The 15673-nt window shown below is 48.3% G+C and carries 16 protein-coding genes; 2 read left to right on the top strand and 14 right to left on the bottom strand.

Annotated features, from left to right (window positions below):
- Positions 1-3 precede the first annotated feature (3 nt).
- Together J0A67_RS09550 and J0A67_RS09545 are read right to left on the bottom strand one after the other, a co-directional pair.
- Entirely contained in the window at positions 4-552 is a 549-nt protein-coding gene (locus tag J0A67_RS09550) for a GNAT family N-acetyltransferase (RefSeq protein WP_206569086.1), read from the bottom strand.
- Positions 549-1673, bottom strand: a complete 1125-nt coding sequence (locus J0A67_RS09545; protein ID WP_206569085.1) for a pyridoxal phosphate-dependent aminotransferase — start codon at positions 1671-1673, stop codon at positions 549-551. Before J0A67_RS09545 ends, J0A67_RS09550 begins: the two co-directional genes overlap by 4 nt.
- Before the next feature lie 198 nt (positions 1674-1871).
- Between J0A67_RS09545 and J0A67_RS09540 the strand changes: the two genes are divergently transcribed.
- Positions 1872-2663, top strand: coding sequence for a hypothetical protein (locus J0A67_RS09540; protein WP_206569084.1), 792 nt, complete (start codon positions 1872-1874; stop codon positions 2661-2663).
- A gap of 79 nt (positions 2664-2742) precedes the next feature.
- On the opposite strand, the gene mgrA is transcribed toward J0A67_RS09540, so the two are convergent.
- The 7 genes from mgrA to J0A67_RS09505 all read right to left on the bottom strand — a co-directional run bounded on the left by mgrA (position 2743) and on the right by J0A67_RS09505 (position 10706).
- On the bottom strand, positions 2743-3762 hold the full coding sequence (gene mgrA / locus J0A67_RS09535; RefSeq protein ID WP_206569083.1) for an L-glyceraldehyde 3-phosphate reductase: 1020 nt from the start codon (positions 3760-3762) through the stop codon (positions 2743-2745).
- Between the two features lie 22 nt (positions 3763-3784).
- Entirely contained in the window at positions 3785-5119 is a 1335-nt protein-coding gene (locus tag J0A67_RS09530) for a YfcC family protein (protein WP_206569082.1), read from the bottom strand.
- 7 nt (positions 5120-5126) lie between these two features.
- Positions 5127-6224 (bottom strand): serine hydrolase domain-containing protein, encoded by a 1098-nt coding sequence (locus J0A67_RS09525; protein ID WP_206569081.1) that lies wholly within the window; start codon positions 6222-6224, stop codon positions 5127-5129.
- A gap of 234 nt (positions 6225-6458) precedes the next feature.
- A complete protein-coding gene (locus J0A67_RS09520; RefSeq protein ID WP_206569080.1) occupies positions 6459-7148 on the bottom strand; it encodes an SIR2 family NAD-dependent protein deacylase in 690 nt (229 codons plus the stop codon).
- Positions 7149-7198: 50 nt separating this feature from the next.
- A complete protein-coding gene (gene pfkA / locus J0A67_RS09515; RefSeq protein ID WP_206569079.1) occupies positions 7199-8185 on the bottom strand; it encodes a 6-phosphofructokinase in 987 nt (328 codons plus the stop codon).
- Between the two features lie 3 nt (positions 8186-8188).
- On the bottom strand, positions 8189-8560 hold the full coding sequence (locus J0A67_RS09510; protein ID WP_206569078.1) for a methylglyoxal synthase: 372 nt from the start codon (positions 8558-8560) through the stop codon (positions 8189-8191).
- 100 nt (positions 8561-8660) lie between these two features.
- The gene (locus tag J0A67_RS09505) at positions 8661-10706 is read right to left on the bottom strand and encodes a S9 family peptidase (protein WP_206569077.1); all 2046 of its coding nucleotides are present in this window, start codon (positions 10704-10706) and stop codon (positions 8661-8663) included.
- Between the two features lie 168 nt (positions 10707-10874).
- On the opposite strand from J0A67_RS09505, the gene mscL reads away from it, so the two are divergent.
- A complete protein-coding gene (mscL, locus tag J0A67_RS09500) occupies positions 10875-11297 on the top strand; it encodes a large-conductance mechanosensitive channel protein MscL (RefSeq protein WP_206569076.1) in 423 nt (140 codons plus the stop codon).
- A gap of 35 nt (positions 11298-11332) precedes the next feature.
- Here mscL and J0A67_RS09495 read toward each other — a convergent pair whose 3' ends face one another.
- The 5 genes from J0A67_RS09495 to J0A67_RS09475 form a co-directional block, all read right to left on the bottom strand.
- On the bottom strand, positions 11333-11764 hold the full coding sequence (locus J0A67_RS09495; RefSeq protein ID WP_206569075.1) for a hypothetical protein: 432 nt from the start codon (positions 11762-11764) through the stop codon (positions 11333-11335).
- Between the two features lie 4 nt (positions 11765-11768).
- Positions 11769-12131, bottom strand: a complete 363-nt coding sequence (locus J0A67_RS09490; RefSeq protein WP_206569074.1) for a hypothetical protein — start codon at positions 12129-12131, stop codon at positions 11769-11771.
- 31 nt (positions 12132-12162) lie between these two features.
- A complete protein-coding gene (locus tag J0A67_RS09485; RefSeq protein ID WP_206569073.1) occupies positions 12163-12708 on the bottom strand; it encodes an RNA polymerase sigma factor in 546 nt (181 codons plus the stop codon).
- 106 nt (positions 12709-12814) lie between these two features.
- Positions 12815-13738 carry a universal stress protein gene (locus tag J0A67_RS09480; RefSeq protein WP_206569072.1) on the bottom strand — a complete coding sequence of 308 codons (924 nt, stop codon included), beginning with the start codon at positions 13736-13738 and terminating at the stop codon, positions 12815-12817.
- Positions 13739-14180: 442 nt separating this feature from the next.
- Positions 14181-15656: a lipopolysaccharide biosynthesis protein gene (locus J0A67_RS09475; RefSeq protein ID WP_206569071.1), complete on the bottom strand. Its 1476-nt coding sequence runs from the start codon at positions 15654-15656 to the stop codon at positions 14181-14183.
- Positions 15657-15673 lie beyond the last annotated feature (17 nt).

Raw genomic sequence — 15673 nt, 5'->3', positions numbered from 1 at the left:
GATTCATGCATTTAGTTTCCACTCGCCCTCTATAAAGCTATAGTAGATCGTGTCCCTTCTTCGCCCATGGGTGAGCAAAGTGTGGCTACGGAGTATCCCTTCCTCGATAGCGCCCAATTTCAAGAGGGCCTTTCGTGCTGGTATATTTAACACGTCGGTTTTGATCTCAACCCGCTTCAGTCTCATGGTGCCAAAGCAATAGTTCAGCATGAGTTTTTTCATGGCCTGGTTGATTCCGGTTCCCTGAAAATCCCTTCCCAACCAAGTCCAACCGATTTCTATTCGCTCGTCCCTAGGGGAATAGTTGCCGAATGCGGTGGCCCCCGCAACTTTTCCGCTCTCTTTATCCACAACTGTAAATTGTAGTCGCTCTGCCTTGAAATGCGGCTCAGCCCATTTTTCCATCTCCTTCGGTATACTCAAGTCATAGGTGAAATAGGTCCACATTTCAGCGTCCAAGGCTATGGGCTGAAGCAGCGGTAAGTCCTCCGCTTTCATTGGAGCCAGACGGATGCGACTGTCTTCTAACACCAAGTCACGGTCAAGCCTCATCCCAATACTTCCTTGATTGCTTTGTTATAAAGTGCAATTTCCTCGAGGGTGCCAGTCGAAATCCTGCACCAATCGTTTAGCGGAGGGAATGGCCTACCGATGATAAAGCCTTTTTCAGCCATCGTTTTTCCCAATTCGGAGATGTCCTTTCCAGCCTGAAAGAATACAAAATTGGCATGTGACTCCAAATAGGGCAATTTCAATTCATCCAAGGTCGAGGTGATCATCGTTTTGGCTTCTGCGTTTTTCTGAAGGGAAAACTTGTAAAAGTCCTTGTCTGCGAGGGCCGCTTTTCCCGCTTCGATGGCCATGATGCTGGTATTTGCGACGACTCGATCACGCAGTTTTTGCGCGAGCTCGGGTTTGGCAACCAAGTATCCTATCCGTATTCCGGCCAATCCATAGACCTTGGACAGGGTGCGGGACACGACTACATCATGCCCTTTTTTCACCAATTCAACCATACTAGGATAGTTGGCGGTCGTAATGTAATCATAGTAGGCTTCGTCGCTGAAGACCACGGTTCGTTTGCTTACCGTTTCGCAGAAATCCACAACCCGCTCTGCCGGCAGGAGCTTGCCCGTGGGATTATTGGGATTGCAGAGGAACACCAAGCCTGTCTCGTAACTCACGCGTTTTTCTATCTCATCCAGGTCAAAGTCAAGATCCTTGTTTAGCGGTACCCAGTTGATTTCGGTACCCCAGAGCTCTGCGTATTCCATCATGGAAAGGAAGGTTGGGGCGCAGGTGATGATTTCCCTGCCTTTTCCAAAAGTAATACCTGCGACTTTGAGTCCTTCTGTAGATCCGGCTACCAAGACGATATGGTCTTCGGGCACGCCTTCTTTTTCGGCGATCATTTTCGCCAAAGAACTGTTTTGGCTCCAGGGATACCGGCAGCCACTGTCAAAAGCCGCCGTCATGGCTTTGCGCATCGATTCGGAGGGGCCGTAGGGATTTTCATTCGATCCTAAACGTATAGGGCCTGCGAAGGGGCGGGGATTATACTTGCGGATTTCAGCAGCGCTCAGCGAAGATACCACTCCTCCAGCACCCAACAGTACGAGGCCACTCCCAAGCGAAGTGGTTTTTAACCAAGTCCTTCTTGATAGACCCTTCATTGTATTTCTGTTTTGATTGTTAAAATACTAAGGTTTTGCCGACAGTTTTGGAAATATTTCATTTTTCAAGATACTTTATTTGTAGGAAGTTTTTGGGGTTAAAATCAGATAAAAAATGTTTTTATTCTGAAAATTGATTTTTTACGGAATAAATATTTAAATTATTCCAAGCACAATTAACCCTAAATCCAATATAACATGAAAAAGATTTTAATGCTCTTGGTTTGTGGGTTGCTATGGGCGGGAGTCCTCAGAGCCCAGCAAACTCAGTATATGGTATTCGAATTCATCAAGGTGGAGAAAGACCAGCTTTTTGACTACATCGAGTTTAAGGATCTGATGGAGAAGGTCTATCGACAAGCACTCAACGACAAGCGGATAAAAGCTTGGGATTTTTGGTCCCTACAAAACGGCGCGGACGAGGGTGATTTCCAATACATCATGGTGACGACCTACGACGATCCCGTCAAAATGATGAACGGATTGGATGATGAAGCAATGATGGAATATACCAAAATCGCATATCCCCACCTGAGTGGTACGCAGGTAATGGCGCTATTTGAACAGTCCTTGAGTATGCGGGATATGCCTATGCGCCTCTATATGCGGGAGATAGTCTCGACGGATGACAATTTTCAGTTTAGGCCTGGGGCTTTGGCTTCCTTTGACCTGATGAAGGCCGTAGAAGGGAAGTTTGAAGATTATGAAAAGGCGGAAATTGAGGTGTTCAGGCCGATTCACCAGAAAAGGATCGAGCAGGGTTTGATGGGACATTGGAGCTTTTTGAGAACTGCGCTTCCCCAGGGATCAGAGGCAAAATCTACACACCTAACCCTGAATATGTACAAAGATTATATGCAGTTTTTCAATGCCCAGGCCTATGAAGATCTCTCCCAAACTGCTGAACAGAGAAAAGCAGTCAATGAAGGCCTGAACTCAAGGGACCAAAAATGGGTTTACTTGGCAACACTCGAAAATGTAGTTAGATAATAGTCCGGTTTGACTAGTTTTGAAAAAGAGGCTCCTTTCTGGGAGCCTCTTTTTTGTCGTCGATAGATTGCTTGGGATGCTAGGCATCCAATATAGTTTTGATCAGCGCGATCTCCTCGATGCTGAATTTCGTGTTTTTGATGGCAGCTACATTGTCGTCCAGTTGCTCTGCCTTGGAGACCCCAATCAACACCGAGGTGATCCTAGGATCCTTCAGAAGCCATGAGATCGCCATTTGCGCGAGTGTCTGATTACGTTCTTGGGCGATTTGGTTGAGCTTGGCGATGAGCTCCAGTTTTTCGGGGGCGATTTGGGCGGCTTTCAAATACCGGCCGTCCTTGGCTGCGCGTGAGTCGGCTGGGATCCCTTTTAGGTACTTGTCAGTGAGCAAACCCTGTTCGAGTGGAGAGAATGCAATGCTTCCGATTCCATTGCTGCCGAGTACATCCAAAAGGCCTTTTTCCACCCAGCGGTCGAGCATGCTGTAGCGTGGCTGATGGATGAGAAGGGGGGTACCCATAGCTTTTAGGATCTGATAGGCTTTTTCGGTGTCTTCAGGCTTGTATTGGGAGATGCCCACGTATAGGGCTTTGCCTTGACGCACTAGCTGATCCAAAGCCCCCATTGTTTCCTCCAGAGGGGTATTTGGGTCTGGTCTGTGGTGGTAGAAAATATCCACATAGTCCAGCCCCATACGCTTAAGGCTTTGGTCGCAGCTTGCGATCAAGTATTTTCTCGATCCAAAATTCCCATACGGTCCCGGCCACATATCCCAGCCAGCCTTGGAAGATATCAGCAGCTCATCGCGATGGGCAACAAAGTCCTTTTTGTAAATCCTGCCGAAGTTTTCTTCCGCGGACCCATACGGAGGACCGTAGTTGTTTGCCAAGTCAAAGTGGCAAATGCCTAGGTCAAAAGCTCTTCTCAGGATTTTTCTGCCTAACGTGAGATCTGCATTATGGCCGAAATTATGCCAAAGGCCCAGACTGATTTCGGGCAGCATAAGTCCGCTCTGCCCGCAATAGCGATAGTTCATTTGGCCGTATCGATCCGGGGCGGCTTGATAGGTCGGAAGTGGATTGTGATCGTTGATTTGCATAGGTTACCAGGATTGATTTCAGTTAGGCAAACCAAAATAAGGCAAGAAGACATGATATCAAACCTATCCCAAGCAAGAGCGCAAAGCTTTTCCAAATATACTTGATCCATTCGTTGTAGGCCACTCCCGCAGCGGCGATGACGGCCATCATACCTCCATTGTTAGGGATGACCAGATCCATCAAACCCGCAGGATACTGATAGGATAGGACTGCGATTTGTCGGGATACTGTCAGCAAGTCCATGAGGGGGCTGGCTAGAGGAATGGTCAGTACAGCCTGGCCTGAGGTGCTGGGGACAAGGCCATGTACCAGAGCTTGAGTGACAAAGATCCCCACGGAAGCCATCGCCGTGGGAAGAGCCTCCAAAGGAGAAAACATCGCTTGGATTAAGGTGTCGATGACCTGCGCTTTCTCCAAGATCAGATAGACGCTTCTGGCCAAGCCGATCAAAACTCCTGCAAAAATCATCTCCGAAAACCCTTGGGAGTAGGCTCTTGCCGTTCCGTTGACGCCGAGTCCGCTGATCAAGCCACAGGCTGTTCCGATGACAAAAAACAAAGCAGACATTTCGTTGTAGCCCCAGTCTTTTTGGATGATTCCCCAGGGCATGATGATCATTCCAGCGCCGGTCAGCAGGAGGATAATTCCGTGTGATCGGGATATCCTAACTGGAGCAAATTCTCCTTTTTCCAAATTCACGGATGGGATTTTTCCCCATCTCAAGTGGAAAGCAGTCCAGGAAAAGAATGCCAAAACCAAGAAAACCATACGATAAAGGAAGCCTTGGGAAAAGTCCACTTCTGCGATTTTTTGGGCGAGGAGGGAGCCAAAAGGGTTGATTGGTGAAAAGGATGCGCCCACCAAGGCTGACCCAAGGGAAAGCGCTATAATCGCCCGCAGATCGTAGTTGATTTTTTTGGCGAGTAAAACCAGGACGGGAACCATAGCGATGATCTCTTCCTGCATCCCGAAACTTGCTCCCCCCAGAAAGAAAAAGCAACTGAAAATCACCAAGAGGATGAATTGCGAGTTTCTAAAACGATACACCAAAGCCTCAATCCCAACCTGGAGAGCGCCGGTTTTTTCCACGACATAAAAGGCACCCCCGATCAAAAGAATCAAAACGATGATATCCGAACCGAGTATGATTCCCTCAGGTATGGAAAGCAATGTGTCGAATAGCGTGACATTCCGGTCTTCGGTCAGTTGAAAACTGCCCGGTACGACAATCTCTCTCCCAGTCTCCTCATCCAACTCACGCTCAAAGCTTCCCGAAGGAACAAGGAATGTGGCAAGTGCAGCCAGGATCAGAAAGCCTAGCAAGATGACCATGGGATTGGGGAATGAGAATTTCATTGGGGGTTTATTGAGCTATGACTTTGATGATTTCACTGGGGATAGACTTTCGAAAATCATACTTGTCTTCGGAATTGCAAATCAGAAAAAGACCGACCTCAAGGCTGGGAGCATATACCAATATGGAACTGAAACCTCCTTGCTCCCCAAAGTGGCCAAAAAATTCGATATTCTGCAGCGTGATCTTTTGGAATCCCGCGGGACTTTCTGTTCCGGCCTTCAGCCAGTTTAGCTCTTGGTCAAAAGCCCCCATACTTCCCCGGCACAAATGCAGCAAAGCTTTTGAAAGATCATCAGCGGTCAAAACCAAGCTTGAGGAAGGGGAGGGGAGCCGCTCAAATTTCAAATTTTCAGGCTGGATTCTTTTCCAAAGAAAGGTTCGCTTATGGCCCGGGGAAGTAAATAACCTTTCCTCGGAAAAAAAACTTTGCGCCATACCGGCAGCCTCCAGCGTATTGTCCCTGACCAAGTCCCCAAATCGCCGGTCGGAGCTTGCCTCGAGTACATATCCTATGAGATCAAAATTTACGTCTGCATATCGGTAGGCCTTATTTTGCTGATCCGGGGATGTCAGATAGTCGGGCAAGAGGCTGAGTTTGCGTTTTTCTTCCTGAGCTAAAAGGTTTTTTATGGAGCGGGAGTCTTTAAGTCCCGAGCGATGCTCCAGAAGCTCGCGAAATGTAATCTGACCAATTTCAGGTGGCAACTTTCCGTCCCTAGGCATCAGGGCGTTGACCGCCGTATCTATGGAGAAGCCCTCCGCCAGTCCGTAATTTGCCAAGGCCAAGGCGGTGAAAATCTTGGAAACTGACGCCACCGGGAGCTGGCTCTTTAGCGTCAGGCTGTCTTTGGTTTCCAGGTTTTCATAGCCGAATGCTTTGAGATAGGTGATTTTCTCGTCTTCAACGATACCGACGGCAATGCCCGGAATCAGAAAGTCGCTCAGGCTACGGACAAGAATGGAATCGATGGTTGCCTCACGGGATTCGGGGTGGGATTTAGGTGTCAGTCTTACTTTGGGGTAGCTTTGCCACCACTCCCAAGCCAGAAATAGCAATAGCCAAAATGCGATGCCCAGGATGGCATATTTGATTTTCCAGTTCATGTCCTGAGGTGTAGGTTTTCGGGTGAAAAATCGGCAAACTGGAGATGCTTGATTTCGGCCATTCGGGACGTGGTGTTTTTGGGCGACAGGAATCTTTGATGTTTTTTTTGCTTTCCGAAAAGATAAAATCCAAAGAGGTGTTTTACCTGCCAATCAGTTTCTTAAGGTAAAGGAAAAAAAACAAAAACCGGCAAAAATAGACAGTAAGCTGCATTGCTGCATTTCCTGTTTTTCTCAGGAATGCAAGAGGAGTTTCTCCAGAGTTTTCATTCCCTCAGTCGCTTTTTGTTGGATCACCGTCACATCCTTACCAAGATTAAAATCGGGGACTTGTGGGTCAATTAGGAATTTCTTCGCCATTCGGGGGACATAATTGATGAGGCTTGCCGCGGGATAGACTTGCAGTGAAGTGCCCAAGACCAAAAAGAAGTCGGCTTTTTCAGCGAGCTTCATCGCGGGAATCATCATGGGTACTGCCTCGCCAAACCAGACGATGAAGGGCCTAAGCTGGCTGCCTTTTTCACATTTGTCTCCGACCTTGATCTCCCAATGCTCAAGGGGGTAGACGAGGCTTGGATCCAGAGAGCTTTGCGCTTTGGCGAGCTCACCATGTAGGTGAAGGACCTGTGAGGAGCCGGCCCGCTCGTGGAGGTCATCGACGTTTTGGGTGATTATCTGTACCTCGAAATGTTCTTCTAGCCTGGCCAAGGCCAAATGAGCTTCATTGGGCTGACATTCCCGGGCTTGTTTTCGACGCTGATTATAAAAGTCAAGGACAAGGTTCCGATTTTTTTTCCAGCCCTCCGGAGAGGCCACCTCCATGATGTCGTGATTTTCCCAAAGACCGTTGCCGTCTCTGAAGGTTCGGATGCCGCTTTCTGCTGAAACACCGGCGCCGGAGAGAACTACCAGTTTTTGCTTCATGGCTGGGATGGAAAAACAAACCCGAGGTGCGGGACCTCGGGTGCTTTAATTTAGGTAGAGAGAATGTTGGCGACTCTAAGGTCCTCTTCGTCGACGGTTTTGTCATCGACGATGGCTTTGACTATCGGGGTAAACACAACTTTGTTGTTGATCATACCTGCCATCACATCATACTTGCCCTGCATGAGTCCTTCGACTGCTGCCACGCCGAGCTTGGAGGCTAATAGTCTATCGAAAGACGATGGAGCGCCACCGCGCTGCAAGTGTCCGAGTATGGTGACTTTGATGTCGTAGTTGGGAAGGTTTTTTTTGACTTTTTCCGCAATTTCCTGTGCCGAGCCACTTTTGCCTCCTTCTGCCACGATGACGATGTTGGAGGATTTCATGGCTTTGGATCTCGACTTGAGCTTTTCCACCAGATTTTCGATTGGAGTTCTGTTTTCGGGGATAAGGATCGCAGCCGCAGCACTTCCTATGCCTGCATTGATGGCAATAAATCCGGCATCCCGTCCCATTACTTCCACAAAGAACAAGCGGTCGTGGGAGGTAGCCGTATCCCGGATTTTGTCGATGGCGTCTATGGCCGTGTTGCAGGCAGTGTCGAATCCTATCGTCGAGTCTGTACCCGAGAGGTCATTGTCTATGGTGCCGGGAAGTCCTATGGATGGGATGCCGTGCTCCTGGAAAAACAGATGGGCTCCTGTCAGTGAGCCGTCACCGCCGATGACCACAAGTGCGTCGATGCCATGGGACTTAAGATTGTCATAGGCTTTTTTGCGGCCTCCCGGAGTGCGAAACTCCTCGCTGCGGGCGGATTTGAGGAAAGTCCCTCCTCGTTCCAACACATGGGTGATATTTTTGGAATCGAGCTTCTTGATGTCGTTTTGGATCATTCCCTCGTAGCCGCGGTAGATCCCGTACATTTCCAGATTGTAGTAAAAGCCGGTCCTGACCGCGGCACGAATGGCGGCGTTCATTCCCGGTGCATCTCCACCCGAGGTGAGCACACCTATTTTTTTGATGGTTTTGGCTTCCATTTGTTAAGATTGTGTTAAGGCTTTAAACATGAGTGCCGCAGAGGCGGGATTGGTGGCCAAAGGAATGTTGTGTACGTCACAGATCCGCATGAGCATTTGCACATCGGGTTCGTGGGGATGCTTGTCCAGAGGGTCGCGAAAGAAAATCACCGCGGAGAGCTTTTTTTCAGCTGCCAAAGCGGCGATCTGAGCATCGCCTCCCAAGGGCCCCGACAGAAGACGTTCTACTTCAAACCCAGCTCTCTCGATATGCGAACCGGTGGTGCCAGTGGCAACCAGCTCGATATCAGTTCGATGCAAGGCATCGCGAAATCCGGTTAAAAAATGTACCATGTCGGCTTTTTTTCCATCATGGGCAATCAGGGCGATTTTCATGAATAGGTTCTAATAGGTTTGAATCAAAGTTAGGAAAAATTCGCGTTTTCGGCCTTAGGCCAGTTCTTTATGCCGGTTTAAATTAAGGCCAAAAAGAAAATTAGTGTTCCGTTTTTCCTTCCAGCATCAATAGAAAGGAATATTCCAACGCAAGCTCTTTAAGCGCATTGAATCTCCCCGAAGCTCCTCCATGGCCTGCTTCCATATTAGTCTCCAGCAGTAGCAGGTTTTGGTCCGTTTTCAGCTCTCTGAGTTTGGCTACCCACTTGGTGGGCTCCCAATATTGGACTTGGGAATCGTGAAGCCCTGAAGTCACCAGTAAATTGGGGTAGGCTTTTGCCTCCACATTGTCATACGGAGAATAAGAGAGCATGTAGTCGTAGTATTCCTTGTCCTTGGGATTGCCCCATTCCTGAAACTCGCCCGTGGTCAATGGGATACTTTCGTCCAACATGGTGGTCACGACATCGACGAAGGGCACGTTGGCAATGGCTCCTTTGAATAGCTCGGGTCTCATGTTAACCACCGCCCCGACAAGAAGTCCGCCTGCGCTTCCGCCCATAGCATAGAGATGCGCAGACTCCGTATAGGCGTTTTGGACCAAATGGTCGGCACAGGCGATGAAATCCGTGAAGGTGTTTCGCTTACGAAGCATCTTGCCGTCCTCGTACCAATGCCTGCCCAAGTCCTCACCGCCGCGGATGTGTGCGATGGCGAAAACAAATCCCCGGTCCAAAAGACTCAGGCGATTGCTGGAGAAGTAGGCATCCATGCTGTAACCGTATGATCCGTAGGCGTAGAGCAGCAGTGGGCTTTCGCCATTTTTGGAAAACATGGATTTTTTATAGACTAGCGAAATAGGCACTTTTGCACCGTCCCCAGCTTGTGCCCATACCCGCTCCGAGTGGTATTGTTGTGGATCATAGCCACCCACGACTTCCTGCTGCTTGAGCAAAACCTTTTCCCCGGACCTCATGTCATAGTCAAAGACCGAGTTAGGCGTCACAAGGGAATTATAGCCAAATCGCAGCAAGTCGGTGTCAAACTCTGGATTGTTGCTGATCCACGCGGTATAGGTTTCATCATCAAACTGAAGGGAAAAGCTGTCTTTTTCCCAAGGCTTGATCTGGATTTGGGTGAGTCCATTGGACCGCTCCTGCGTTACCAAATATCTGGAAAAAAGGTCGAAATCCTCCAGCAGGACCTCGGGACGATGTGCAATCACGTCCACCCAGTTTGCACGGGAGGGTGAGGAAATCGGCGCTTTGACCAATTTGAAATTTTGTGCGTCGGCGTTGGTTTTGATCCAGAAGTGATCTCCGTAGTGGTCTGCAGCATATTCCAAGTCCGGAATCCTTTCTTGCAAAATCTGAAACTCTCCCTCGGGAAGATCCGATCTCAGGAAGCGCATCTCCGAAGAAATGGTGCTTTCCGAATGGATGAAGAGATATTCTTCTGTCTTTGACTTATGGACCATGCAGGAGAATTCTTCGTCAATTTCCTCAAACACGAGCTCGTCAAGCTGGCTGTCCGTGCCGAGTACGTGTTTGTAGATACGATGGGAGCGTAGAGTTTCCGGATCCTGTTTGGAATAAAAAAGTGACTTATTGTCCGCGGCCCAAACGAAGTTGCCCGTGACCTCCGGAATAGGCTCGAGATAAATCTCTCCTGTTTCCAGATTTTTGAACCAGATGGTATAGATTCTTCTTCCAACTTCATCGGCGGCGAAGGCTAGGGTTTTTTGGTCCGGAGTGGTGGAGGTACCACCTACCTGGTAGAAGGCCTTCCCCTTGGCCAGTTCGTTGACATCCAAGATGACTTCTTCAAGTCCCTCGAGAGATCCTTTTTTACGGCAGTAGATGGGATACTCTCCGCCCTTTTCGTAGCGGACATACCAATAGTAGCCCGACTTGAAATAGGGAACGGTCTGATCGTCTTCTTTGATCCTGCCCTTCATTTCCTCAAAAAGACGCTTCTGAAAATCTTCGGTGGATTTCATGGCCGATTTGGTGTAGGCGTTTTCGGCTTCGAGATGGGAGATGACCTCTGGGTTTTCCCGATCGTTCATCCAGTAATACTTGTCAATTCTTTGGTGGCCGTGGGTTTCCAAAAGTTGGGGTATTTGGCGGGCAACAGGGGCTTTCATTCGGGTGTATTTTGTTGCAAGGTTAATGAAAAATCGAAGGGCTTGGTTCAAAGATTTCCATTCTTGGATGGTTTTTTTGGTGATACTCTCGACGAAATTTGGTGGGGCTGTTGCACAAAAGCGTAATTTTCAGAATATTGATTTATACTTCAACCAACCTTATACTTTATGGGATTATTGAAAGAGTTTAGAGAGTTTGCCGTCAAAGGGAACGTAATAGACCTGGCTGTCGGTGTGATCATCGGCGGAGCCTTTGGCAAGATTGTTTCGTCCTTTGTCAATGATGTGGTGATGCCTCCGATTGGCTTGCTGGTAGGTGGGGTTGACTTTAAGGATCTGCGGCTGATTTTAAAAGAAGAATCCACCAATGCTGCCGGTGAGGTAGTGGACGCCGTCACGCTTAACTACGGGATGTTTATCCAAAACATCGTCGATTTTGTGATTATCGCGTTCGTGATCTTCATGGCGATCAAGGGGATCAACAGGCTGAACCGAAAGAAAGAGGAGGAAGCGGCACCTGCTCCGCCTCCAGGACCTACTCCTACCGAGAAGCTACTCGAAGAAATCCGGGACTTGCTGAAGAAACAATAGAAAATTGCCCCGATCAATCAGTCGGGGCAATTTTTTTACCTTCTCTCTTCTCTACTTCTTTGGTAGAGATGTCGGTTGAAGTCCCTCGCTACGTTGTTCAACATCAGGATTTGCTTGGAGCTCAACACTTTGGAGGCGGCGGTCACAAATGTCTGTTCCTCCTGTAGCAGTTCCCCTTGCAGCTGAAGCCGCTTTTGGATCCTGGCCTTGGCTTCCTCTTCACCGATGGTATCCAGATCTTTTCCCAATTGGGATATTTGGCGCATGGTGTTTTCCCGAGAGTCGCTATACTCGTTGAAAATGGGCCAAAACTTTTCCGCCTGCTCGGGTTTCAGGTCAATTCGCGTAGTAATGAAGGCAATTCTCGCGGCTTCCAGCTTCTCGCGATCCACAGGCGGTCTCTGCGCCCATGCTCCCCAGCTCAATGCCAGGAACAGGATGAGGGCTATCGAATATTGTTTTTTCATAAGATCAAAACCAGTTTAATTCATCTTCTATCCAGAGCTGCTCGTCTGAGGAAGGCATTTCCTCTTCGATGATTTGGTCAAGTATTGCGTTGGGATCATCGGCCAGACTCAAAACATCCTCCGAAGACCATACTTGGCTTTCTATGTACAGTTGGGCCTCCTCGTCTATCGAAAGTGCCGGGCTTTCGGGCGTAAACATGCCCGATTGCCAGCTAACCCCCAAACCGAGGACAACAATGGCCGCGGCTGCATATTTTATCAACGAGGGGAATTTCCGGGTCTTTTCCTTGGCGATTATCCGCTCGGGAAGCTGGTCAAAATAGCCCGCTGGCACCTGGAAATCTTTGAGTTTCGGCAGTTGGTTCATCGTGGATTAGACTTGGGTGAATGTATAAAGTTTATTCAGACAGCACATATTGTTCTATTTTTTTGACCGCGTGATGATAGCTCGCCTTCAGCGCACCGATACTCGTGCCGGTGATTTCTGACATTTGTTCGTAGGTCAGCTCTTCTTGGTATTTCAGATGAAAAACCAGCCTTTGTTTTTCAGGAAGCTTGAGTAGGGCTTTTTGGAGGCGGAGTTGGATTTCGTCTCCATTCAGATTGCCGTTTTGGTCAAGATAACTTTCCATTTTTTCCCGGTGATCCTCTAGTGAGAAGAAATAGCGATTCTTCTTCTTTTCCAGAAAACTCAAGGCTTCATTGGTAGCAATCCTATAGAGCCAAGTGAATAGTGAAGAATTTCCCTGGAATCTGTCAAGACTGCGAAATGCCTTGACAAAGGTATTTTGGGTCAGGTCATCTGCATCCTCGTGGATGATGACCATTCGACGAATGACCTGATAGACTTTTCGCTGATAGGTTTCGATCAATTGTCTGAAGCCAATCTCCTTGGTAAAGGGAGAGCGGATCCGCTCCAGTATTTGTTGATCGGTTTGGTTCATTCGTAGGCCATTGGACTTGGGGAATGAGAAAAGGTTTAAAAAATAGTTTTCGTCCGACATTTGGACTGCACCCTGTTCTTAGGCCAATTCCGACCATCCAGGTTACTTATATCTCCAGGATATAGTCCAAGATGCCGGCGTTTTTGCCCTTGGGTCTGGTCACCAGCAAAGGTAGGCTGTCATTGAACTGTATCAGACGCTCCGCCATGCTGCCGATGAAGAGGGCGGTGGCGGCGGTGCGTCCCTTGGCACCGATGATGATGGCATCGGCTTCGATTTCCATCGCTTTTGAGACGATCTCCTGCACAGGATCGTCATCGTCATCTTTGGTATAGATTGGGGTGATTTTGATGCCTTTGGTGTCGATCTTGCGGATAAACTTCCGGTAGTTAATCTCGGCGTGCATTTTCATGATTTCCGTAAACTCCTCGTAGCTTTTTCCGGTGAAATGATAGCCGGTGGGAACAGTAAACACGTTTTGGCAGACGATCTCGACATTTCCTCCATGCTTGGCGGCGATCATCACCGCTTCCTCCAAGGCATCTTTGGAATAGTCAGAGAAATCACTGGGTACCAAAAGTTTGGAGATCTTGGGTTTTGAGCCTTCGGGGACGATAAGAAGGGAACAGCTGGCTCTCCGGGCTAGTCTTTGAGATGCCACACCGGTACCGGGCAAGTCCACCTTTCGGCCGATCAAAATCATATCGGCGGATTTTTCCTCTGCCAGTTTGAGTACTTTTTTGGATAGGTTTCCCTCCTTGACTACATAGCTGATCGCAAGGCCCTTGATTTCCGGGAAGAATTCGGCTACCATCTTTTCCATCGCTTCTTTCCTTTCGTTGATCATGTTTTCGATCAGGTTGGGGAATTCTTCCAAAACCTCCTTGGGGATTGAGAGGTTTTTGATCACGTTGGTAAAATAGATCTTCTTGGTTTGATTGACTCTGGCGATGAATGCAGCATGTTCGATCAGGGTTTGATCCAAGGGGGTTTGATCGAGGCAAACAATCAATTTCTTAATCAGGTACATAGTAGCCGAGGATTTGCAGTGCAAAGTTATTTGAAGACCTATAATCTATCGAGAAATTCGCAAAATATAATTCCGATTGTGAGGGAAGGATGGCTAAAATCCTGATTTTGATCGGCTTCGAATTGAATTTATGGGAAATAAAATTTGGATGGAGTTTTTTGGTTCCCAAAAAGGGCGTCGATTTGGGTGACGGATTTCCGAATTCCGGATGAATTTGGCGAACACAAAGGATTTGATCCCGTATATTTGTGGAGTCCGGGCCGCCGACTTGTTCAAACTTCACAATTTAATTACAATTACGAGTGAAGCCCTCTCCAAAAACAGGCCTCACCCCGATCCAGATCGCTATCCGGACGGGGCCTCGCACAAAACGCAGGATAACAGTGGAAGTTTGCGGTTTTCAGGCAGCTCAAATCTTGTCAGTACGGAGGTTTGTAACACTCTAAGGCCCGGACTTTTTTAGTTTACTTCGGATCCATTTCCATTCTTCCTTTCCCACTCCCAAAAGCCGAGACGTTCCCAGGAAGATTCCCATAATCATGATAGTCCGGCTGGCAATCATCAGCATGGGATCAAGGCGGTCTCCGTCGACAAACATCACCAAAAATGTGGGGACTCCAACCAAGAGGATTTTCAGGGTCTCCCGGCTAAAGGGATCCAGCTGGAGTTTGGCCTTTAAGTAGCTGTATTTGATCAGATTAAAAGCCAGCATCACGGCAGCCGAACCGATCGCGGCTCCCTCGATGCCAAAAATAGGGATCAGCCAATAGTTTACTCCGATGATGAGGATACTCATTGCGATGGTCAGCACTAGGTTGAACCGGTAGTAATTTGAAAAAACCAGGATCTCGCTGTTGACTGAGAAGGCGACGTCGAAGATCTTTCCCAAAGCAATGTAGAAGACCACCCATTTGCCAGCCTGATAGATTTCACGATTGGGCACGAAATGGTAGATGCTGTCAATGTTGCACCAGATCAGCGCAAAAAGCAGCATACAGATGTAGAGCTGTCGATTGGAAATCTGACGATAGAGAGCGTTGATGGCTGGGATTTCATTTTTCGAAAAATGATCTGCTATCACTGGCATGCTGACTTGGGAAATCGCCCGCCGGGGAAGTTCCACCACCAAAGCCATATAAAAAGCGATAGAGTAGATGGCATTGGCTTCCAAGCTCACCATCGAGCTGACCATGATGCTGTCGATTTTCATGATTAGCGTGGAGGCGGCTGTTGCCAGAAAAGTGATAAGGCTGAAGCGGACAAATGAGGACCTGAAGCCTGGGGGAAAGTTTTTCCAATTGAAGTCCAATTGGATTTTTCCCAACCAGACCAGGTAGAATAGCACGCCGAAGAGCGCCAATCCGTAAACAGCAACCAATCCCTGCATGACACGGTCAAAGTCAATCCAACCCAGAAGGTAGGCGCCTATCAAAACCGAAGTGAGCAGCCTTAAGAATACCTCCCTGAAAAACGTCGGGATTGCGACCTTGAGATAAGATCGGCCATAGGCATCCAGCACACTGCTGAGTAAGGCAAACAAGGTGACCAGCAGCACGATTCCCAGAAAATCGATCACCTCTGGGGAATTGGAGGCAAACAAGTCTACGATTTGTTCTTTTAACCCAAAAAATGCCAAGGCTACCATAGTAAATCCCAGGAGCGAAAATCCCAAACTGTAGGTCAGAAAGGCCGATTGGTGTCGCTCGAGTTTTGGGAAAAAGCGGGTGATCCCGTGTCCGACTCCCAGCTGGGCAAATGGAACAAAAAGAAGCCCCAGATCCTGAATAGTGCGAAAGGTGCCCAATTCGGTGGCATTCAGCGCATAGGGGTAGAGCCATAGCACATTCAGGTAGCCCAATAACACGCCTATGTAGGAAAAGACGGTGGTTTGGATGCTTTGCCGGGCGATTTTACTCATTGTCGAAAAGTAGAAAA

The organism is Algoriphagus aestuariicola (assembly GCF_017254835.1).
Lineage (GTDB): Bacteria > Bacteroidota > Bacteroidia > Cytophagales > Cyclobacteriaceae > Algoriphagus > Algoriphagus aestuariicola.
The sequence above is the reverse complement of the archived record's forward strand: the minus strand, read 5'-3'. Positions and strand labels throughout refer to the sequence as shown.